The sequence below is a fragment of the Nocardia ignorata NBRC 108230 genome (genome assembly GCF_001612905.1).
Lineage (GTDB): Bacteria > Actinomycetota > Actinomycetes > Mycobacteriales > Mycobacteriaceae > Nocardia > Nocardia ignorata.
The window spans coordinates 43,687-62,585 of the sequence record NZ_BDBI01000002.1 but is presented as its reverse complement, the minus strand read 5'-3'; the positions used below and the strand labels follow the sequence as shown (position 1 = coordinate 62,585).

The window sequence follows — 18,899 nt, the reverse complement described above, 5'->3', positions numbered from 1 at the left end:
GTCTCGCTAACCGACGACGCCGCAGGCCACTCGGGCACCCGCGTCACCGGTGGACAGGGTGGTCTCGTCCGGGCCGGTGCCGCCTTCCCGGGTGTAGCGCGGCGGGATGTTGCCGAAGTTGTCGGCACCCGCGTGCACGATCAGGGCCTTGCCCTTGATGTTGTCGAGGGTGACGCTGTCGGTGCGGGTGACCAGCTTGGCCGAGCCGTCGGCACCGACCTGCAGGGAGGTGAGGTCGCCGCTGGCCGGGTGCGCGGTGGCCCCGCCGACCTGCAGATGCCCACCGGCCGAGGTGAAGTCGCCCTCGCAGGTGCCGTTCTGGTGGAAGTGCAGGCCGTGGAAACCGGGGGTCAGACCCTGCGCCTCGATGGTGACGACCAGGTGGTTGCCCTCGGCGACGATGGTCGCGGTGCCGACACCGGCGCCCGCGCTGTTCTTCAGCTCGGCCTTCAGACCGCCGGTCGAGGCGCCGTGGTCGCCACCGTGCGCGCCGGGTTCGCCGGAGGCAGAGGGAGCCGGATGGCCGGTGCCGTGGTCCTCGCCACCGCCCGCGGGGGCGGACGAGCCGGTCCACACCGGCGGCGTGGTGCCCTTGACGTCACTCGACTCCTGGCTGTTGGTGCAGGCGGCGAGCCCGAACGCGGCGACCGCGACAACCGGGGTCACAATGCGCCAGGACGGGCGACGAGTGGACGACGTGGCCATCAGGGGACTCCTTATCGGACTGGGGCAGTACCGCTGAAGATGATGCCACAGCGCGAACACGCCCTGCGGCACCGCGTGCCGTGCCGGCTCAGCGTCCTGTCAGGACGACGACGACACCGGGCGTGGCGTCGGCGGTCTTCGGGGCAACGGTTCCGCCGACCTGCGCGGCGATCTCGGCGGCCGCGGCCTCTTCGCCCGGTGCGGTGCCGTAGTACACCGTGGTCGTCGTGAGGTTCGAACCGCTGTAGTTGCCGGTGCTCACATTGGTCCAGCCCGCCGCGCCGAGTTCGCTCGCGGTGCGCGCCGCCAGACCCGCGACGAGGCTGTTGTTCAGGACGCGGACGGGGATGTCCTTGTCGCTCGTCGCCGCGGCCTGCGTGGTGGTCGTGGTCGTGGTCGTCGGCGCGACGGTGGTTGTCGTCGTCGGGGCGGCGGCCGCGCTGGTGGTGGTCGGGGCGGCCGTGGTCGCCGGGGCCTGCGCCACCGCGCTCGAGGTGGTGGTCTCGGTCTGCTCGACCGGATCGGCCGCCTCGGCACCGGAATTCGACAACGACATCGCACCCAGGCCGGCGAAGACGATGGCCAGCGCGATCAACACCATCGCCAGCGCGCGCAGCGGTGGGCCGCCGGGGGTGGGATTCGGGTTGCTCACCCGCGCAACCCTAGTCGCATCGGCCGCGATGTCGCTCGCATCTCAGACCTGGAACCCGAGTTTGCGGGCGGCGCGGGCCTTCTGCCTGCTCGCGCGCAACCGGCGCAGTCGCTTGACCAGCATCGGGTCGGCCGCGAGTGCTTCTTCCTTGTCGACGACGGCATTGAGCACCTGGTAGTACCTGGTGGCCGACATCGAGAACAGTTCGCGGATCGCGTCTTCCTTGGCGCCCGCGTACTTCCACCATTTGCGTTCGAAGTCGAGGATGTCGAGTTCACGCCGACTGAGACCGGAGCCATCGTCGGCCGAATCCTGGGGGATGTGCCGAGCCGCTGCGCCGTCCATCTTGCTCCCTCGCCGAGTATCACGAGATGAAAATGACGCTTGCACGTCGCGGATCATTCAACCATGGGCCCGCCCGATCCTTCGACCGCTGCCCCGGCGTGTTGACTGCGGGCCAGTAGGAGTGTCGCGGCGCACAGGGGCCGCCGCTCGCGCGGGCGATCCTGCGGCGATAATGGCCACCATGGCAATTCTCCCGATCGTGATCGTCGGTGACCCCGTTCTCCACACCGCTACCGCCCCGGTGACGGAGACCCCGGCGGAGCTGGCCGGGCTGATCGCGGACATGTATGAAACGCTCGAGGCCTCCAAGGGTGTCGGCCTCGCGGCCAACCAGGTCGGGGTCGGCAAGCGGCTGTTCGTCTACGACTGCCCCGATTTCGACGCCGAGGGCAACCAGATCCGCCGCAAGGGCGCCGTCGTCAACCCGGTGCTCGAGACCTCCGAGATCCCGGAGACCATGCCCGATCCCGACGACGACGAAGAGGGCTGCCTGTCGGTGCCCGGTGAGCAGTTCCCCACCGGCCGCGCCGACTGGGCGCGCGTCACGGGCACCGACGAGCACGGTGAACCGGTCGACATCGAGGGCACGGGGTTCTTCGCGCGCATGCTGCAGCACGAGGTGGGCCACCTCGACGGCTTCCTCTACGTCGACGTGCTGATCGGTCGCAACGCCCGCGCCGCCAAGAAGGCGATCAAGCGAAACGGTTGGGGCAAGCCGGGTTTGAGCTGGGTGCCGGGCACTGTCCCGGACCCCTTCGGCAATGACTGAAATCCCTCTCGGCCGCCGGGTGGTGATGCGGTATCAGCTGCCCGCGGGTTATCCACAACCGCTCACCGATGTGATCGGCGAGCTGGTGTCGATGACTCCGCCCTCGGTGCGCACCGCCGAGGGCGAGGTGGTTTCGGTCGCGCCGGATCGGGTCGTCGCGCTGAAGGCGTTGGGGCCGAGGCCGATTCGGACCAAGGAGATCCGCTCGCTGGAGACAGCGGCGGCAGGCGGCTGGCCCGGTGTCGAGCACACGTGGATCGACGGCTGGCTGGTCCGCGCGGGCAACGGATACACCGGCCGGGCGAATTCGGCTGTGCCGCTCGGTGAGTCGGGCGTGCCCGCCACCTTGTCGATCGAGACGATGCACCGGATCGCCGACTGGTACACCGTGCGCGGTCTGCCGCTGCTGCTGCAACTACCCGACCGGCTCGCCCCGGTTCCGCCCGGCTGGAACAGCTGGAGCGAGACCGTGGTGCTCGGCCTGGACATCTCGAACTTCGTGCTGCCCCAGGGCCCTTCGATGGTTCGCATCGCCGCGCGACCGGACGAGGGCTGGTTGCGCACCCACCGCTACCGTGGCGAGATCCCGCTCGATCCGGTCGTTCGCGAACCCGACCGTGACGTACTCACCTCCGTCCTCGACGGCACCGTCGGCTTCGCCACCCTCGGCGTGCCCGAAGCCCTCGCCATCGGGCGCGGCGCGGTGACGACGGCGCCGGACGGCCGGCGCTGGGTCGGCCTCACCTGCGTCGCCGTGGCCGCCGCGCACCGCCGCAACGGCCTGGCCACCCTGGTCTGCGCCGAGCTGATCCGTTGGGGCGCCGACCAGGGCGCCACTCACGCCTACGTCCAAGTCGAAGTCGGCAACGCCACCGCACTGGCCCTCTACCGCGAACTCGGCTTCATCGAACACCACTCGTATCGCTACGCCGCGCCGCAGGGATAACCCCCGGTAACCTCGGTAGATACCACCCGGAAAGGACCTCGCACGTGCGTCTGGCCACCTGGAATGTGAACTCGATCCGCTCCCGCGTCGACCGGGCGACGGCGTTGCTCGACCGCCACGACATCGACGTGCTCGCGCTGCAGGAAACCAAGTGCCGCGACGATCAGTTCCCGTTCGAGCAGTTCGAGGCGGCCGGGTACGAGGTGGCCCATATCGGGCTCAATCAGTGGAACGGTGTGGCCATCGTGTCGCGGGTCGGGCTCGACGACGTGGAGGTGGCGTTCCCCGATCAGCCCGGTTTCGACAAGAACGCGGGCGACTCGCTGCTCGACTCGCCGGTGGTCGAGTCGCGGGCGATCGGCGCGACCTGCGGTGGGGTGCGGGTGTGGAGCCTCTACGTCCCCAACGGCCGCTCGCTCGGCGACCCGCACTACGCCTACAAACTCGAATGGCTCTCGACGCTGCGCGCCGATGCCGCCCGCTGGCTCACCGAGGACCCCTCGGCCCAGATCGCCCTGGTCGGCGACTGGAATATCGCGCCCACCGACGACGACGTGTGGGATCCGAAGCTCTTCGAGGGCAAGACCCACACCTCCGCGCCCGAGCGCGCCGCCTTCCAGGCGATGCTCGACACCGGCTTCCGTGACGTGATGCGCCCGTTCGCGCCCGGCCCCGGCGTCTACACCTATTGGGACTACACCCAGCTGCGTTTTCCCCGCAAGGAGGGCATGCGCATCGACTTCGTCCTCGCCTCGCCCGCGCTGGCGGACCGCACCAAGGACGCCCTCGTCGACCGCGAGGAACGCAAGGGCAAGGGCGCCAGCGACCACGCTCCCGTGATCGCCGAGTTCACCGACTGAGACTTATCCACAGCGGTACCGTGGGGTCAGGAATATCCGACCCGCGGGAGGTTGTGCATGTTCTACCGGTGTGTTGGGGCTGTGCCGCCCAAGCGGCACACGCAGCATCGCGATGAGCGGGGCAACCTCTACTACGAGGAGCTCATGGGCGAGGAGGGGTTCTCCGGCGACTCCTCGCTGCTCTATCACCGGGGCCTGCCACCCGCCATCGTCGACTCGACGGTGTGGGAGCTGGGCGATCAGTCGCTCACACCGAATCATCCACTGCGCCACCGTCATCTGCGGTTGCCCGACCTGTTCCCCGGCGACACACCCGCCGCGACCGATCCGGTGACGGGCCGGCGGCTGCTGCTGGCGAATGCCGATGTGCGGATCTCGTATGTGGTCGCCGAGGCGGCGTCGCCGCTGTACCGCGATGCCATCGGCGACGAACTGGTGTACGTGGAATCCGGTGCGGCGGTGGTGGAGAGCGTGTTCGGCACGGTGCCGGTGCACCAGGGCGACCAGCTGCTCATGCCGCGAGCGACGACGCACCGCTGGCTGCCGACGGGTGGAGCACCCTTGCGCGCGTATGTGATCGAGGCGTCGAGCCACATCACCCCGCCCAAGCGGTACCTGTCGAAATTCGGTCAGCTGCTGGAGAACTCACCGTACTGCGAGCGGGATCTGCACGGACCGACCACACCGTTGCTCGCCGAGGGCACCGATGTGGAGGTGCTGGTCAAACATCGCGCCGGAGCGGAGGTGATCGGCACCAGGTTGACCTATGCCACTCATCCTTTCGATGTGGTCGGCTGGGACGGGTGCCTGTATCCGTTCACTTTCGACATCGCCGATTTCGAGCCGATCACCGGGCGGGTGCATCAGCCACCGCCGGTGCATCAGGCATTCGAGGGTGCCAATTTCGTGATCTGCAATTTCGTGCCGCGCAAGGTGGATTACCACCCGCTCTCGATTCCGGTGCCCTATTACCACTCGAATGTGGACTCCGACGAAATCATGTTCTATTGCGGCGGAAACTACGAGGCGCGCAAGGGTTCCGGGATCGCGCAGGGTTCGGTGTCGGTGCATCCCGGCGGCTACGCGCACGGGCCGCAACCCGGCGCCTACGAGCGCAGTATCGGTGCCGAATTCTTCGACGAGTTGGCGGTGATGGTGGATACCTTCCGGCCGTTGCAGCTCGGTGAAGGTGCGCTGGCCTGCGAGGATCCCGGATACGCGTGGACCTGGTCGGGGCGTGGGCCGCGGTGAGCGGGCGGTTGCTTCGCGTCGAAGTGGCGCCGGACTCGCTGTTCGGGCCGGAGAACATGCCCTACGGGGTATTCGCCCCGCCGGGTGAATCCTTCCGGGTCGGTGTGCGTCTCGGCGATATGGTCCTGGATCTCGCCGCACTGCTCGGCGATCCGGTCTTCGCCCGCCCCGATCTCAATGCCTTTCTCGCCGCCGGGCCCGCTCGGTGGGGCGCTGTTCGTGCGCGGTTGCGCGAATCAGCCGATACCGCGTTGCCGGTCGAGGTCGTGCATCCCATGCGTTCGGTGCGGATGGCCTTGCCGGTGACGATCGGCGATTACGTCGATTTCTACGCGAGCATCGACCACGCGACGAATCTTGGCAGGCTGTTCCGGCCCGACAGTGAACCGTTGCTGCCGAATTGGCGTCATCTGCCGGTGGGATATCACGGGCGGGCGGGCACCGTCGTGGTTTCCGGAACCCCGGTGATCCGGCCACAGGGGCAACGCCGGACCGATTCGAGTGCACCGGAATTCGGCCCGTCACAGCGGCTCGATATCGAGGCGGAATTGGGGTTCGTGGTCGGCACCGGGTCGACACTCGGCGTTCCGGTGGGTGTCGACGATTTCACCGAGCACGTCTTCGGGGTCGCCCTGGTGAACGACTGGTCCGCGCGCGATATCCAGGCCTGGGAGTACCAGCCGCTCGGACCGTTCCTCGGGAAGTCCTTCGCGACTTCGCTGTCGGCGTGGGTCACCCCGTTGGCCGCGTTGGAACAGGCGCGGATGCCGCTACCGACCCAGGAGCCGGAACCGCTGCCGTACCTGCGGGGGACCGCCGACCACGGGCTCGATATCGACCTGGCGGTGTCGTGGAACGGGCACGTCGTCAGCCGACCGCCGTACGCACGAATGTACTGGTCACCGGCGCAGATGCTGGCCCACCTCACCGCCAACGGCGCTTCGATCCGCCCCGGCGACCTGTTCGCCTCCGGCACCATCTCGGGTCCGGAACCGACCCAGCGCGGCTCGTTCATCGAATTGTCCTGGGGCGGAAGAAAACCCATCTCCGTGGTCGAGGAAACCCGAACGTTCCTCGCCGACGGCGACGAAGTCACCATCACCGCCACCGCCCTCGGCACCGCCGGGCGCCCCATCGGATTGGGCGAGGTCAGCGGACGGATCCTGCCCGCGCGCCAGGCATGAGGGGAGACAGGTAGTCGGCACCTCTGCGGCCGAGGCATCCACCCAGGGGCGGAGATGGTACTCCGTCGGCGTCCGCCCTGAGGCGGTATCGGGTGGAAATGTTGCCGGGATACGGTGACACCTCGATACTTCTAACAGAGGGTGCCGAGGATGTTGACGAGAATCGCCCGTATCGCTGTCGGCAGACCGCGACTGGTTGTCGCGGTCGCGCTGCTGCTGATGGTCCTGTGCGGCGCGATCGGCGCCACCGTGCACTCGAACATGAAATCGGGCGGATTCGTCACCGAGGATCTCGATTCGGTGCGGGCCAGTCAGTATCTGAGCGAGCACTTCCCCGGTAGCGAACCGAATTATGTCCTGCTCGTCACCGACCCGGTGTCGGTCGACTCCCCCGACGCCCGCGCCGCCGCCGATGCCGCCGTGGCCGCGCTGCGCACCTATCCCGAGGTCAGCGGGGTGCAGTCGTACTGGACCTCGCGGCCCGACCTGAAGCAGGCGCTGCGCAGCAAGGACGGCAACCGCGCGCTCATCCTCGCCAGCATCGAGGGCGACGACGCCGAACTGCCGGACCGGGCGGGCAAGATCACCGAGGCACTGGCGGACAACGAGGGGCCGGTGACCATCGAGGCGGGCGGTCTGGCCGCCACGTTCTCCGACATCAACACCCAGATCAGCAAGGACCTGATCCTGGCCGAGGCCATCGCCATCCCCATCACGGGCCTGTTGCTGGCGCTGGTGTTCGGCAGTCTCGTCGCGGCCGCGTTGCCGGTGGTCATCGGCCTGTTCGCGATCGCTGCCGCACTCGGCATTCTGCGGGTACTCACCGCCGTCACCGATGTGTCGATCTTCGCGCTGAACATGACCACCGCCCTCGGTCTGGCGCTGGCCATCGACTACAGCCTGTTCATCGTGAGCCGCTACCGCGAGGAACTCACCGGCGGATCCACACCCACCGAGGCGGTGATCCGGTCGATCCGGACAGCCGGGCGGACCGTGGTGTACTCGGCACTGGTTGTCGCGCTGTCGCTGTCGGCGCTGCTGGTGTTCCCGCAGTATTTCTTCAAATCCTTCGCCTACGCCGGTATCGCGGTGGTCGCCGCGGCCACGGCTGCCGCCGTCATTGTGCTGCCCGCGCTGCTCATGCTTGTCGGGCACCGCATCGACGCCGGCGACCTGCGCACCCCGCTGCGCAAACTGTTCCGGCTGGCGCCGCGCCAGGAGAAGCAGCCGCGCCAGACCTTCTGGTACCGCCTGGTCACCGCGGTGATGAAGCGGCCGCTGCCGATCGCGCTGGCGACCACCGCGTTCCTGCTGCTGCTCGGATCACCGTTCCTCGGCGTGCAGTTCGGCTACCCCGACGACCGCTCGCTGCCCACCGAAGTCGCCAGCCGTGAAGTCGGCGACGTACTGCGCACCGAATTCGACGCCGACATGGCGTCGAGCGCGACCATCGTGCTGCGCGAATTCCGGGGCGGCCCGGCAGAGCTGGACGCGTACGCACGTGAGCTGTCCACGGTGCCCGACGTACCGGCGGTGCTGAGCAGCGCGGCCGTGTACCGCAACGGCCTGCGGGTGGCGGCGGGTGTGCCGGAGATGTCGGACCCGTCGGCGGGTGCGTACCTGTCGGTCGCCACCCGGCTCGACCCCTACTCCGACGCGGGCCGCGACCAGCTCGACACGCTGCGTGCGGTGCCCGCGCCCACCGATGCCCTCGTCACCGGTCCCGCCGCGCTGAACCAGGATTCCGTCGAGGCCATCACCGGCAAGCTGCCGCTGGCCGGTGCCCTGATCGCGATCACCACGCTGGTGCTGTTGTTCCTGTTCACCGGCAGTGTCGTGCTCCCGGTGAAGGCGCTCGTGCTCAATATCCTGTCGCTGGCGGCCACCTTCGGGGCGATGGTGTGGATCTTCCAGGACGGGCACCTGTCCGGGCTGCTCGGTTTCCAGGCCACCGGCACCCTGAACCTGGCCATGCCGATCCTCATGTTCAGCCTGGCCTTCGGCGCGTCCATGGACTACGAGGTGTTCCTGCTCTCCCGCATCCGCGAGGAGTGGCTGGCCGGGCCCAAGACCACCGAGGGCAATACCGAGGCGGTCGCGATGGGTGTGGCCCGCACCGGGCGCATCTTCACCGCCGCCGCGCTGCTGATGAGCATCGTGTTCCTCGGCGTCGCCACCTCCGGTGTGTCGATGATGAAGCTGTTCGGGCTCGGCTGCGCGCTCGCCGTCATCAGCGACGCGACGGTCATCCGCGGTCTGCTCGCACCGGCGCTCATGCGGATGATGGGCACCTGGAACTGGTGGGCACCCAAGCCACTCGCGAAGCTGCACAACAGGTTCGGTTTGCACGAGGCCGACGACGACCTCCCGGCCGCACATCCGACACTCGAGAAGACCTCCGCATAAACCCGATCGCCGGGCGGGTCGCCCCGCCCGGCGGGTATCGTCGGCGGCGGAGAATTCCACATCAACACGGGGGCTCGCACCAGCGGGCTGAGAGGACGGCTAGCCCTTTTTCCGGGCGATCAGGGCCGTCGACCGTATGAACCTGACCGGGTAATGCCGGCGTAGGGAGGACTGTTCATGGGCACAGCCACGTCGTCGAACGGCAACACCGCCGGAGTCGACACCGTCACCACCGGACCCATCCAGGGCAGCGTCAAACACTACAAGGAGGTCGACGGCCTGCGCATTCCCGTGCGCCGGATCAACCTCACCAACGGAGACCACTTCGACGTCTACGACACCTCGGGGCCCTACACCGACGACAACGCGGTGATCGACCTCGAGGCCGGTCTGCCGAAACTGCGCGACGAATGGACCAAGCCGCAGATCGACGGCCCGCCCACCCAGCTGCACTGGGCTCGCCAGGGCGTCGTCACCGACGAGATGCGCTTCATCGCCGCCCGCGAGGGCGTCTCGGCCGAACTCGTGCGCGAGGAGGTCGCCGCCGGGCGCGCGGTGATCCCGGCCAACCACAACCACCCCGAACTCGAACCGACCATCATCGGCAAGAAGTTCCTGGTGAAGATCAACGCCAATATCGGCAACTCGGCGGTGTCGTCGTCGATCGCCGAAGAGGTGGAGAAGATGGTGTGGGCCTCGCGGTGGGGCGCCGACACCATCATGGACCTGTCCACCGGCAAGAACATCCACGAGACCCGCGAGTGGATCCTGCGCAATTCGCCGGTCCCGATCGGCACGGTGCCGATCTACCAGGCGCTGGAGAAGGTGAACGGCGACCCGACCAAGCTCACCTGGGAGCTGTACCGCGACACCGTCATCGAGCAGTGCGAGCAGGGTGTCGACTACATGACCGTGCACGCGGGCGTGCTGCTGCGCTACATCCCGCTCACGGCCAAGCGCGTCACCGGCATCGTCTCGCGCGGCGGATCCATCATGGCCGCGTGGTGTCTTGCCCATCACCAGGAATCGTTCCTGTACACGCACTTCCGGGAACTGTGCGAGATCCTCGCGAAGTACGACGTCACCTTCTCCCTCGGTGACGGCCTGCGCCCCGGCTCCATCGCCGACGCCAACGACGAGGCCCAGTTCGCCGAACTGCGCACCCTCGGCGAGCTCACCAAGATCGCGAAATCCTATGGCGTGCAGGTGATGATCGAGGGCCCCGGCCACGTGCCGATGCACAAGATCGTCGAGAACGTCCGCCTCGAAGAAGAACTCTGCGAAGAGGCTCCGTTCTACACCCTCGGCCCGCTGGCCACCGATATCGCGCCCGCCTACGATCACATCACCTCGGCCATCGGCGCCGCGATCATCGCCCAGGCGGGCACCGCCATGCTCTGCTACGTCACCCCCAAGGAGCACCTGGGCCTGCCCAACCGCGACGACGTGAAGGTCGGAGTGATCACCTACAAGATCGCCGCCCACGCCGCCGACCTCGCCAAGGGCCACCCCCACGCCCAGGACCGCGACAACGAATTGTCCAAGGCCCGTTTCGAATTCCGCTGGCACGACCAGTTCGCGCTCTCGCTCGACCCGGACACCGCCCGCGAATACCACGACGAAACGCTGCCCGCCGAACCCGCCAAGACCGCCCACTTCTGCTCCATGTGCGGCCCGAAGTTCTGCTCCATGCGCATCTCCGCCGACGTCCGCGAATACGCCGAAAAACAAGGCCTCACCGACGTCGCCGCCATCGAAGCGGGCATGGCCGAGAAATCCGCCGAGTTCGCCGACCACGGAAACCAGGTCTACCTCCCGGTCGTCTCCTGACCCCGTCAACGCCCGCCCCACAATCGGGGCGGGCGTTGACGTCGGACGATGTCCGATCAGAGCTGGTCGAACCCCAGTTACAAGCGCCGGGGCGCCTACTTTCCGCACATAACGCGCGTCCCCGATCATCCCGGACCCCAGCGACACAGCCCGGAACTCGAACTGCGGCCACAAGCGGCTGTCACACGCGATCGGCTCACCCGCCGAATTCCGCACGCCGACAAGCTGTTCCAGGTTCGCGAACTGCTCCGGTCCGAGCTGGAGCTTCTGCCGCACCTGTTCCGAAATATCGCGCGCCTCCCGCCCTTCCTGCCGCCACCCACTGGGTTCGGGGGCTTTCCCTATTCCAGGCGCTGTCCGATACCTCGCGAGCGTCCGCGTCCTGCTCACCACTTCGACACACGGCCTAGTCGTCGGGAAACGCGCGGCGGTTTCGCTTGGTGATGCCGCGCCGCTTCTTCGCGGCGATGCGACGTTCTTTCGCGCCGCGCGACGGCTTGGTGGGGCGGCGGACGGGTGGCGGGGCGGCAGCGGCGGCACGCAGTAACGAGGTCAGGCGTTCGCGGGCGGCTGCGCGGTTCTGCAACTGTGCGCGGTGCTCCGAAGCGGCGATCGTGAGCACCCCGTCGACCAGGCGGGTGGCCAGGCGATCGAGCATCCGGGTGCGCAGCCACTCCGGCACGGAAGGCGAGTTGGCGAGGTCGAACGACAGCTCGACCCGGCTGTCGGTTGTGTTGACGTGCTGCCCGCCCGGGCCGGACGAGCGTGAGAACCGCTCGCGCAACTCGGATGCGGGTATCACCAGTGTCCGAGTCACGGTCAGGTCTTCCGCCATGATCCGATGCCGTCTTTCCGTCGGTGTTGGCGATGCCGAGCGCGCTCGGGATTCGCGAGTCCACTATCCCAAGTAGCTGAATGGTGACCTTGTCGTTCACGATAACGATGACCTTGTATGCGCGCGTTTCGGGTGTGCCTGTGCTGCGTTTCTCCCTCTCGGGCTCGGCGCGGCCGCTGCTGCGCACTGTCCGTTCCGGACCGGAGGTGCGCACCGGCAGATCCGCGTCGACAGCGCTCCGTACGAATGAATCAGGTGTTGCCGTTGAGCATTTCGGCGGTCAGCACATTGCCGCCGACTCCCCAGCCGCCGTCGACGACCTCGTCGACGAGGACGACGGTGGTCGCGCGAGCGCGTTCACCGTAGATCTCGACATACAGCTCGGTGGTGCGTTCCACGATCTTCCGCTTGTCCTCGTTGTCGATGGTTCCAGCGGGGACCTTGAAGTTGGCGAACGGCATAACGATCTCCTCAGGTGGTGTGATATTCGGCGATGGCGGCGGTCTCGGCGTCAGATCATGCCGCCGTTGGCGCGCACGATCTGGCCGTTGATCCAGTGCCCCTCGGGACTGGTGAGGAAGGCGACCACGCGGGCGATGTCCTCCGGTGTGCCCAGGCGTTCGAGCGGCGAATTCTCGGCCAGCGCTGTGATCTGCTCCTCGGTCTTCCCGTCCAGGAACATCGCGGTGGCGGTCGGGCCGGGAGCCACGGTGTTGACGGTGATGTCGCGGCCACGCAGTTCCCTGGCCAGGATCAGCGTGACCGCTTCTACGGCGCCTTTGCTGGCGGCATAGGCGCCGTAGGTGGGGAACTGGGCACCGACCACGGAGGTCGACAAGCTCACGAACGAGCCGCCGCCGCGCAGCCGCCGCGCGGCTTGCTGGGCAACGACGAAGGTGCCGCGGATGTTGACGCGGTGAATCGCGTCGAGAACATTCAGATCGAGGTCGGCGATGGTGGACAGGGCGAGGCGGCCCGCGGAGTTGACGACGACGTCGACGCCGCCGAATTCGGCCTCGGCGCGGTCGAACAGTGCCGAGACGGCGTCTTCGTCGGCGACGTCGGCCTGGACCGCGATGGCGGTGCCACCCGTCGCGGAGATGGTCGCCACGGCTTCCTCGGCCGCGGCGGCGTTGTCCCGATAGTTGACGACGACGGTGCTGCCACGGGCCGCGAGCTCGAGCGAGATCGCCAGCCCGATGCCGCGGGAACCTCCGGTGACGACGGCAACCTGTGCGGCCTTTCCCGATGCGGTGTCGGTGGATGTCATGTTCTCGACTATCGGCGGCTCGGGCGGCGGGTACGAGGGGACGTCATCCCCTGTGTCGCGGGCCCGGCATACCGCAGACTGGATGTCATGAGCGTCGCGAAGTATGCCGAGCTGGGTGCGTTCCTGCGGTCACGGCGCGAGCGCATCCGGCCCGAAGAGGTCGGATTCGTGTCCGGGCCACGACGGCGCGTGCGCGGACTCCGTCGCGACGAGGTGGCCCAACTCGCCGGAGCTTCGGTGGACTACTACAACGAGCTCGAGCGCGGGGCCGGGTCGCAGCCGTCGGAACAGATGCTGGCGGCGCTGGCGCGCGCGTTGCGGCTGACCGCAGACGAACGTGACCACATCTATCACCTCGCCGACCGTCCGGTGCCACGCGCCGGCACCGCGAGTTCGCACGTCCATCCGGGAATGGTCGACCTACTCACCCGGCTGGTCGCGACGCCCGCCCAGGTGATCACCGACCTGCACGTCACGCTGGTGCAGAATGCTCTGGCCGTCGCGCTGCTCGGCGATCAAACCGGCCGACAGGGCATGGGGGCGAGCTTTGTGTACCGATGGTTCACCGATCCCGTATCCCGGCGGCTCTATCCCGACAGCGACCACGAGACCCAGTCTCGCGCGTTCGTCGCCGATCTGCGGGCCGCCGCGGGCCGTCGCTCCGCCGCGGATTCCGAGGCGGCTTCGCTCATCTCCGAGCTACTGAGCTGCTCGGCCGAGTTCGCGGCGATATGGACGGCTCACGAGGTGGCATTCCGTCGAAACGACCGCAAACGTATCAATCACCCGGCGCTCGGCCTGATCGAAGTCAACTGCCTCAATCTGTTCAGCGAAGACGGCCGGCAACGGCTGCTCTGGTTCACCCCAGCCGTCGGCACCGACAGCGCGAACAAGCTGGACCTGCTCACCGTGGTCGGCACACAGGAATTCACCGACCTCCGGTGACCGGTGCAGGGGCCCAGCCAGCACGCCCTGGACCGATTCATAAGCACCGCGCATTTTGTCCCCAAGTTGGAGTTCGCTCACGCTCATCCCTATTAACGGCCACCCCCTGGGTTTCGGGGGCTTTCCCTATTCCAGGCGATCACTAGGGTTCTGGCATGTCTGTTCGGACGAAACGTGTCTTCGCCGGGGCCCTCGCGGCCGCCGCCCTGTCTCTCGCCGCACCGCTCGGTACCGCTCAGGCGGCCTCGCCGCTGTCGATCGCCGATTCCGGGTCGTCCTCCATCGGTTGCACGTCGACCGATATCAACCCCTGCCCCATTCGCCCGCTGCTCGACCTGCTCACCCTGGTGACCAGCGGCTCCGCCTAACGGCGCACCATCCCCGCTACGGCCTGCGGTAGCGTCGGCGATATGGCCGATGCGTTCTATCTCCCCGACCCGACGGACCCGAATCGCTTCGAGTCGACCGAGCTCACCCGCGGCCCCTGGTCGCCGGATGCGCAGCACGCGGGGCCGCCGTCGGCGCTGCTCGGCCATGTCATCGAGCGGTGTGAACCGCGTGACGGGTTTCAGGTCGGGCGGGTGGCGGTGGAGATCCTCGGGCCGGTGCCGTTGGCGCCGTTGACGGTGCGGGCCGAGGTGGTGCGGTCGGGGCGTAGCGTCGAGTTGATCGAGGCGACGTTGTCGGCGGAGCGGGGGCCGGTGATGCGGGCGGTGGCGTGGCGGTTGAAGCTGTCGGAGCCGCCGCTGGATCTGCCGCCGGAGTTTCTGCCGAGCGGCACGAGGCCGCTGCCTGCCGACGCGCAGCCGGGGACGTTCCCGTCGAATCAGCGGGTCGGGTTCCACACCGGAATCGAATACCGTTTCAGCACAGGGTCATTCGCGGCCCCCGGCCCCGCCGTTTGCTGGATCAAATTGAAGTATCCGATCGTCGCGGGCACCGCCCCGAGCCCGCTGGAACGCGCCCTGGCCGCCGCCGATTCGGGTAACGGAGTGAGCGCGGTGCTCGACTGGTCGAAATACCTGTTCATCAACACCGATCTCACCGTCACCCTGCATCGTCAGCCGGTCGGCGAGTGGGTGTGCCTGGATGCGGTGACCCACCCGCAACCGCACGGCATCGGCCTCGCGGAATCGGCGCTGTTCGACGAGACGGGCCCGATCGGTCGCAGCACCCAGACCCTGTTGATCGCACCACGCGGATAGGACACTTTCGGCAGCGCGCAGCCGCTTTGGCCCACGCGTTGACATTCGGTGCGGACATCCGGTCGCATCCGGTGCCGACCCACCCCGCACGCCGCGACGCACCCACATCACGCCGCTCGCTGCGAACGTGCCGCAAGGCTTCGTCAGACCACGGAAAAGCCCTGGGGCAGGGTCGTTCTGCCGGTCAATGCCGACAGCACCGATACCCCGTCGCCGAGGTGGACCGCAGTGCGCGCGGCCAGCACGATGGCCTCGGTGAGCACATCCTCGGGTAGCTCGCAGCTCAGGCCGGTCGCGGCGGCGATGTCGAGACTGTGCACGGCCAACTCGAAGGTCCGGGTGGGCAGGTAGGTGTAGAGCCGCATGCCGAGCCCACCGATGACGGTGATCAACCGATCTTCGGCGCCGGTGACAGCGGCGGTCGCGGCGGCGGCCAGGGCGTCGATCGCCGCGGCGGGGTCGTCGCCGAGTTCGGTGGCCGCGTCGCGTCCGCGCCGCACGATCGCCTCGCTACCCGCCCGCGCCGCATAGGCTTTCGCCATGGCGTAGTACTCCTGCGGGCTCGCCACGTCCTCGACCTCGGCGGGCTGCTCGAGATAGGCGGTGACGGTGGTGAGCGAGCGGGAGGTGTGACCCACCAGCGATCGCAGATCCCACTCACCCAATCCCGGCCCCGCCCAGCTGTCGGCGGGGATCTTCCTGACCAGGGCGGCGAAGCTCGCCGCCGCGCTCACAAAGGTTTCGTCCGGATGCTCGTGCACAGCATCGAACGTACCGGCCACACGGTGATCAGCGCAGGGCGTCGAGGTTTACCAGTTCGGCGTTCCCGTGCTTGATCAGTTCCGATTCGCCGGTGCTCGTGCGACGGAACGGGTCACCCTTTCCGGTCGTGAGCAGGCCGTGGAGGCTGGTGGTGATGTAGGCGCCCCAGGCATTCGCGCACACCTCGTAGCATTCGACCTCCGGCGCCAAACCCACGTGGGTGAAACGGATTTCGGTGCCGGCGGGGGTTTCGGTGATGTCGAAGACGACGTCGGTGTTCTCCCATTCGGCGGTGTCGGAGATGAAGGCGAGGTGGGAGTCGGTGACGTGCCACACCAGGCGCTTGCCGGGAATCGATTCGGTGGTGGTCATGGTGCAGCGGTGGATGCCGGGGACCTCGAAACGGTAGCTGTCGCCGACCGTTCCCGAGGTGCCCTCGACGGTCTCCGACCACCACGACCACACGTCGTTGATGGCGGCGAAGGCTTCCGCCGGGGTCTTGTGCACGGTGATCGTCGCGGTGAAGTCGCTCATGGCTTTTTCCTATGCTCGGCTCAGCCGTCGAGGTGGCGGCGGAGCGCGTCGAGTGGACCGTCCCAGTCACGGGACAGGGCGGCCAGGAACTGCTGGGCCACCCGCATGGGGGCGGAATCGAGGCGGTAGCGCACGCGACGCCGTTCACCGGGTTCCGCGATCACCAAGCCCGCGTCCGCGAGCAGGGCAAGGTGTTTGGCGATCGCCTGCCGGGTGATGGGCAGGCGATCGGCGAGGTCGGTCGCGGTGGCCGGACCGTCGGCGGCCAGCGCGGCGAGGACCGCGCGACGGCTCGGATCGGCCAGCGCGACGAAGACCCGTTCGGCGGTTGCCTCGGTCTCAGGCCGCATCGAGGTACTCGACGAGCTCACCCAGCTCGCTCTTCCAGCCACCGACATTGCCCTCGAAGGCCTCCTTGTGCGCGGTCTCCGGCAGCTGCGCGAAGCCGGATTCGACCACGGTGAGCCGGGTGCCCGCGCCGGTCGGTTCGAGCCGGAATTCGACGTAGGTGCGGCGCGGGTCGTCGTCGGGCAGGCCGTTGATGGGCCAGGTGTAGCCGAAGACGGTCGGCTCCTCGACCCGCTCCACGCGCATGTCGGCTGCCATGCCTTCGTTCCATGTCATCCGCATGTCCCCGCCGGGTCGCAGGTCGATCTCGGCGGTATTGCCGAACCAGCTCGCGAGCCCCTCGGCGGTGGTGATCGCCGCCCATACCTTGGCGGGCGGGTGGGCGAGTTCTACGGTTCGCACGATCTGATCGGGAAATCCCATGGCGCTTCCTCCTGTGTCGCAACCGGTTGGTTGCTATCCACAGTATGGCAACCAGTTGGTTGCGTCAAGGGTCAGTGTCCACCGCTCACGCGAAAACCCTTCGGCACCAGCCAGACGGCACCGACCGTCACCACGGCCACGACGGCGGCCGACAGATACGACGTGGTGGTGAGGGCGGAATCGAAGGCGTGGGTGGCGGCGCCGAGCAGCTCGGTGCGGGCGGGTTCCGGCAGGTCCGAGGCGACTTCGGCGGCACCGCCCACCGAACCGCTCGCCTGCTCCACGCGGTCGGGCGGAACGGGCAGATGGGTCATGTGCTCGGTGAAGAGCCTGGCGTGCAGGCTGCCGAGCAGCGCCACCCCGAAACCGACACCGACCTCGTAGTTGGTCTCCTCTACCGCACCCGCCTGACCCGCCCGGTCGGCGGGAACGGCACCGACGAGCACGGCGGCGGCCGCGGTGACGGCCATCCCGTCACCGAGCCCGAAGGAGACGAGCACCAGCGCCACCACCGGATACGACGTCGGTTCCGGGCTCACCGCGAGCAGCAGGAAGCCGAGCGCGACCGCACCCAGGCCGACACCGAGCACCACGCGGACCCCGAATTTCTCCATCAGCATCGGCGTGAGCAACGACGCTGTGAGCAGGGTGAGGGCGGCGGGCAGCATCCGGATGCCCGCCTGCGAAGGGCTGTAGCCGTGCACGTACTGCAACCACAGCGAGATCAGGAACATGGCGGCGCCGATGGCCATCATGGCGAGCAGGGTCGCGACGGCGGCCGCGGTGAACGCGCCGTTTCGGAACAGGCGCACGTCCAGCAGCGGATCAGCCGACCGCAGCTGGCGGCGGGCGAACCAGGCCAACGCGCCGACGCCGATAAGCAGCATCGCCCAATCCACCAGTGTCGCCTCACCTTTGGCCAGATGCTTGATGCCCCACGCCAGGCAGACGATGCCCGCCACGGACAGCACCGCCGAGAACCAATCGAGCCGACCAGCCTGCGGGGTCCGGTACTCCGGCAGCACCCACAACCCGACTACCACCGTCACCAGCACCACCGGAACGTTCAACCAGAACGCCGACGACCAGCCGAAATGCTCGACCAGGAAACCGCCGACGATCGGACCGACCGTCGCACCCACCCCGGCGACGGCCGCCCAGATCCCGATGGCCGTGTTGCGCTCGCGCACATCGGTGAAGATGTTGCGGATCAGCGACAACGTCGAGGGCATCACCATCGCGCCACCGATACCGAGCAGCACCCGCCCGACGATCAGCTGCGCCGCGCTGCCCGCGGTGGCCGCGATCACCGAAGCGACACCGAACAGCAGAAACCCGCTGATGAACAACAACTTCCGCCCCCACCGGTCCCCCAGCGCACCGGTGGTGATGAGCAACCCGCCGAGCACGAGGCCGTAGATGTCGATGATCCACAACTGCTCGAGCGGCCCGACGTGCAGATCGTCGATCAACGACGGCAACGCCACATTGAGGACCGTGGCATCCATCGCCACCAGCAACAGGCTGGCGCACAGCACCCCGAGCATCACCCAGCGCACCGACCCGTAGGTCTTCGTCTGCTCGTCCACCTGTCACCATCCTGGTCGTGATCGGTTTCCGTGGCGCTCG

21 protein-coding genes are annotated in these 18,899 nt (G+C 67.9%); 10 read left to right on the top strand and 11 right to left on the bottom strand.

Annotation, left to right across the window (positions count from 1 at the left end; genetic code table 11):
• Window positions 1-6: 6 nt before the first annotated feature.
• The 3 genes from sodC to napA form a co-directional block, all read right to left on the bottom strand.
• On the bottom strand, window positions 7-705 hold the full coding sequence (gene sodC / locus NI2_RS00625) for a superoxide dismutase[Cu-Zn] (protein ID WP_067484557.1): 699 nt from the start codon (window positions 703-705) through the stop codon (window positions 7-9).
• A gap of 88 nt (window positions 706-793) precedes the next feature.
• A complete protein-coding gene (locus tag NI2_RS00620; RefSeq protein ID WP_067484555.1) occupies window positions 794-1,357 on the bottom strand; it encodes a LytR C-terminal domain-containing protein in 564 nt (187 codons plus the stop codon).
• A gap of 42 nt (window positions 1,358-1,399) precedes the next feature.
• On the bottom strand, window positions 1,400-1,702 hold the full coding sequence (gene napA / locus NI2_RS00615; RefSeq protein ID WP_067484553.1) for a nucleoid-associated protein NapA: 303 nt from the start codon (window positions 1,700-1,702) through the stop codon (window positions 1,400-1,402).
• A gap of 181 nt (window positions 1,703-1,883) precedes the next feature.
• Here napA and NI2_RS00610 point away from each other — a divergent pair, with 181 nt between their 5' ends.
• The 7 genes from NI2_RS00610 (at window position 1,884) to thiC (ending at window position 10,948) form a co-directional block, all read left to right on the top strand.
• Window positions 1,884-2,471 carry a peptide deformylase gene (locus tag NI2_RS00610; protein ID WP_067485806.1) on the top strand — a complete coding sequence of 196 codons (588 nt, stop codon included), beginning with the start codon at window positions 1,884-1,886 and terminating at the stop codon, window positions 2,469-2,471.
• Window positions 2,464-3,417, top strand: a complete 954-nt coding sequence (locus NI2_RS00605) for an N-acetylglutamate synthase, CG3035 family (protein WP_067484551.1) — start codon at window positions 2,464-2,466, stop codon at window positions 3,415-3,417. Before NI2_RS00610 ends, NI2_RS00605 begins: the two co-directional genes overlap by 8 nt.
• Before the next feature lie 44 nt (window positions 3,418-3,461).
• Complete coding sequence (locus NI2_RS00600) at window positions 3,462-4,277, top strand: exodeoxyribonuclease III (protein ID WP_067484548.1); 816 nt, start codon at window positions 3,462-3,464, stop codon at window positions 4,275-4,277.
• A 57-nt stretch (window positions 4,278-4,334) separates the two neighbouring features.
• Window positions 4,335-5,528, top strand: a complete 1,194-nt coding sequence (locus tag NI2_RS00595; RefSeq protein ID WP_067484545.1) for a homogentisate 1,2-dioxygenase — start codon at window positions 4,335-4,337, stop codon at window positions 5,526-5,528.
• Between the two features lie 38 nt (window positions 5,529-5,566).
• Complete coding sequence (gene fahA, locus NI2_RS00590; protein ID WP_243749822.1) at window positions 5,567-6,712, top strand: fumarylacetoacetase; 1,146 nt, start codon at window positions 5,567-5,569, stop codon at window positions 6,710-6,712.
• A 150-nt stretch (window positions 6,713-6,862) separates the two neighbouring features.
• On the top strand, window positions 6,863-9,118 hold the full coding sequence (locus NI2_RS00585; RefSeq protein ID WP_067484542.1) for an MMPL family transporter: 2,256 nt from the start codon (window positions 6,863-6,865) through the stop codon (window positions 9,116-9,118).
• A 177-nt stretch (window positions 9,119-9,295) separates the two neighbouring features.
• Window positions 9,296-10,948 carry a phosphomethylpyrimidine synthase ThiC gene (gene thiC / locus NI2_RS00580; protein WP_067485802.1) on the top strand — a complete coding sequence of 551 codons (1,653 nt, stop codon included), beginning with the start codon at window positions 9,296-9,298 and terminating at the stop codon, window positions 10,946-10,948.
• Window positions 10,949-11,354: 406 nt separating this feature from the next.
• Here the strand turns inward: thiC and arfB are convergent, their stop codons facing one another.
• The 3 genes from arfB to NI2_RS00565 form a co-directional block, all read right to left on the bottom strand.
• Window positions 11,355-11,783, bottom strand: coding sequence for an alternative ribosome rescue aminoacyl-tRNA hydrolase ArfB (gene arfB, locus NI2_RS00575; protein WP_067484539.1), 429 nt, complete (start codon window positions 11,781-11,783; stop codon window positions 11,355-11,357).
• A gap of 251 nt (window positions 11,784-12,034) precedes the next feature.
• Window positions 12,035-12,244 carry a tautomerase family protein gene (locus tag NI2_RS00570; protein WP_067484536.1) on the bottom strand — a complete coding sequence of 70 codons (210 nt, stop codon included), beginning with the start codon at window positions 12,242-12,244 and terminating at the stop codon, window positions 12,035-12,037.
• Between the two features lie 50 nt (window positions 12,245-12,294).
• On the bottom strand, window positions 12,295-13,053 hold the full coding sequence (locus tag NI2_RS00565) for an SDR family oxidoreductase (RefSeq protein ID WP_067484533.1): 759 nt from the start codon (window positions 13,051-13,053) through the stop codon (window positions 12,295-12,297).
• A gap of 87 nt (window positions 13,054-13,140) precedes the next feature.
• Here NI2_RS00565 and NI2_RS00560 point away from each other — a divergent pair, with 87 nt between their 5' ends.
• The 3 genes from NI2_RS00560 (at window position 13,141) to NI2_RS00550 (ending at window position 15,203) form a co-directional block, all read left to right on the top strand.
• Window positions 13,141-13,998 carry an MmyB family transcriptional regulator gene (locus tag NI2_RS00560; RefSeq protein WP_067484531.1) on the top strand — a complete coding sequence of 286 codons (858 nt, stop codon included), beginning with the start codon at window positions 13,141-13,143 and terminating at the stop codon, window positions 13,996-13,998.
• Between the two features lie 155 nt (window positions 13,999-14,153).
• Window positions 14,154-14,366: a hypothetical protein gene (locus NI2_RS00555; RefSeq protein WP_067484529.1), complete on the top strand. Its 213-nt coding sequence runs from the start codon at window positions 14,154-14,156 to the stop codon at window positions 14,364-14,366.
• A 42-nt stretch (window positions 14,367-14,408) separates the two neighbouring features.
• Window positions 14,409-15,203, top strand: coding sequence for a thioesterase family protein (locus tag NI2_RS00550; RefSeq protein ID WP_067484526.1), 795 nt, complete (start codon window positions 14,409-14,411; stop codon window positions 15,201-15,203).
• Between the two features lie 143 nt (window positions 15,204-15,346).
• On the opposite strand, the gene NI2_RS00545 is transcribed toward NI2_RS00550, so the two are convergent.
• The 5 genes from NI2_RS00545 to NI2_RS00525 form a co-directional block, all read right to left on the bottom strand.
• Window positions 15,347-15,964, bottom strand: coding sequence for a maleylpyruvate isomerase family mycothiol-dependent enzyme (locus tag NI2_RS00545; RefSeq protein ID WP_067485800.1), 618 nt, complete (start codon window positions 15,962-15,964; stop codon window positions 15,347-15,349).
• A 28-nt stretch (window positions 15,965-15,992) separates the two neighbouring features.
• Window positions 15,993-16,499: an SRPBCC family protein gene (locus NI2_RS00540; RefSeq protein ID WP_067484522.1), complete on the bottom strand. Its 507-nt coding sequence runs from the start codon at window positions 16,497-16,499 to the stop codon at window positions 15,993-15,995.
• A gap of 20 nt (window positions 16,500-16,519) precedes the next feature.
• On the bottom strand, window positions 16,520-16,849 hold the full coding sequence (locus tag NI2_RS00535; protein ID WP_067484519.1) for an ArsR/SmtB family transcription factor: 330 nt from the start codon (window positions 16,847-16,849) through the stop codon (window positions 16,520-16,522).
• Window positions 16,839-17,270 carry an SRPBCC domain-containing protein gene (locus NI2_RS00530; RefSeq protein ID WP_067484516.1) on the bottom strand — a complete coding sequence of 144 codons (432 nt, stop codon included), beginning with the start codon at window positions 17,268-17,270 and terminating at the stop codon, window positions 16,839-16,841. The genes NI2_RS00535 and NI2_RS00530 overlap by 11 nt, the downstream gene beginning before the upstream one ends.
• A 71-nt stretch (window positions 17,271-17,341) precedes the next feature.
• Window positions 17,342-18,859, bottom strand: a complete 1,518-nt coding sequence (locus NI2_RS00525) for an MFS transporter (protein WP_243749768.1) — start codon at window positions 18,857-18,859, stop codon at window positions 17,342-17,344.
• Window positions 18,860-18,899: the final 40 nt, after the last annotated feature.

Excerpts from the sequence above, each read along its gene's own strand:
- NI2_RS00570 (WP_067484536.1), bottom strand. The coding sequence starts at position 12,244 with ATGCCGTTCGCCAACTTCAAGGTCCCCGCTGGAACCATCGACAACGAG.
- NI2_RS00530 (WP_067484516.1), bottom strand. The coding sequence starts at position 17,270 with ATGGGATTTCCCGATCAGATCGTGCGAACCGTAGAACTCGCCCACCCG.
- NI2_RS00560 (WP_067484531.1), top strand. The coding sequence starts at position 13,141 with ATGAGCGTCGCGAAGTATGCCGAGCTGGGTGCGTTCCTGCGGTCACGG.
- arfB (WP_067484539.1), bottom strand. The coding sequence starts at position 11,783 with ATGGCGGAAGACCTGACCGTGACTCGGACACTGGTGATACCCGCATCC.
- NI2_RS00535 (WP_067484519.1), bottom strand. The coding sequence starts at position 16,849 with ATGCGGCCTGAGACCGAGGCAACCGCCGAACGGGTCTTCGTCGCGCTG.
- NI2_RS00585 (WP_067484542.1), top strand. The coding sequence starts at position 6,863 with ATGTTGACGAGAATCGCCCGTATCGCTGTCGGCAGACCGCGACTGGTT.
- NI2_RS00610 (WP_067485806.1), top strand. The coding sequence starts at position 1,884 with ATGGCAATTCTCCCGATCGTGATCGTCGGTGACCCCGTTCTCCACACC.
- NI2_RS00540 (WP_067484522.1), bottom strand. The coding sequence starts at position 16,499 with ATGAGCGACTTCACCGCGACGATCACCGTGCACAAGACCCCGGCGGAA.
- NI2_RS00550 (WP_067484526.1), top strand. The coding sequence starts at position 14,409 with ATGGCCGATGCGTTCTATCTCCCCGACCCGACGGACCCGAATCGCTTC.
- napA (WP_067484553.1), bottom strand. The coding sequence starts at position 1,702 with ATGGACGGCGCAGCGGCTCGGCACATCCCCCAGGATTCGGCCGACGAT.
- sodC (WP_067484557.1), bottom strand. The coding sequence starts at position 705 with ATGGCCACGTCGTCCACTCGTCGCCCGTCCTGGCGCATTGTGACCCCG.
- NI2_RS00555 (WP_067484529.1), top strand. The coding sequence starts at position 14,154 with ATGTCTGTTCGGACGAAACGTGTCTTCGCCGGGGCCCTCGCGGCCGCC.
- NI2_RS00565 (WP_067484533.1), bottom strand. The coding sequence starts at position 13,053 with ATGACATCCACCGACACCGCATCGGGAAAGGCCGCACAGGTTGCCGTC.
- NI2_RS00605 (WP_067484551.1), top strand. The coding sequence starts at position 2,464 with ATGACTGAAATCCCTCTCGGCCGCCGGGTGGTGATGCGGTATCAGCTG.
- thiC (WP_067485802.1), top strand. The coding sequence starts at position 9,296 with ATGGGCACAGCCACGTCGTCGAACGGCAACACCGCCGGAGTCGACACC.
- NI2_RS00595 (WP_067484545.1), top strand. The coding sequence starts at position 4,335 with ATGTTCTACCGGTGTGTTGGGGCTGTGCCGCCCAAGCGGCACACGCAG.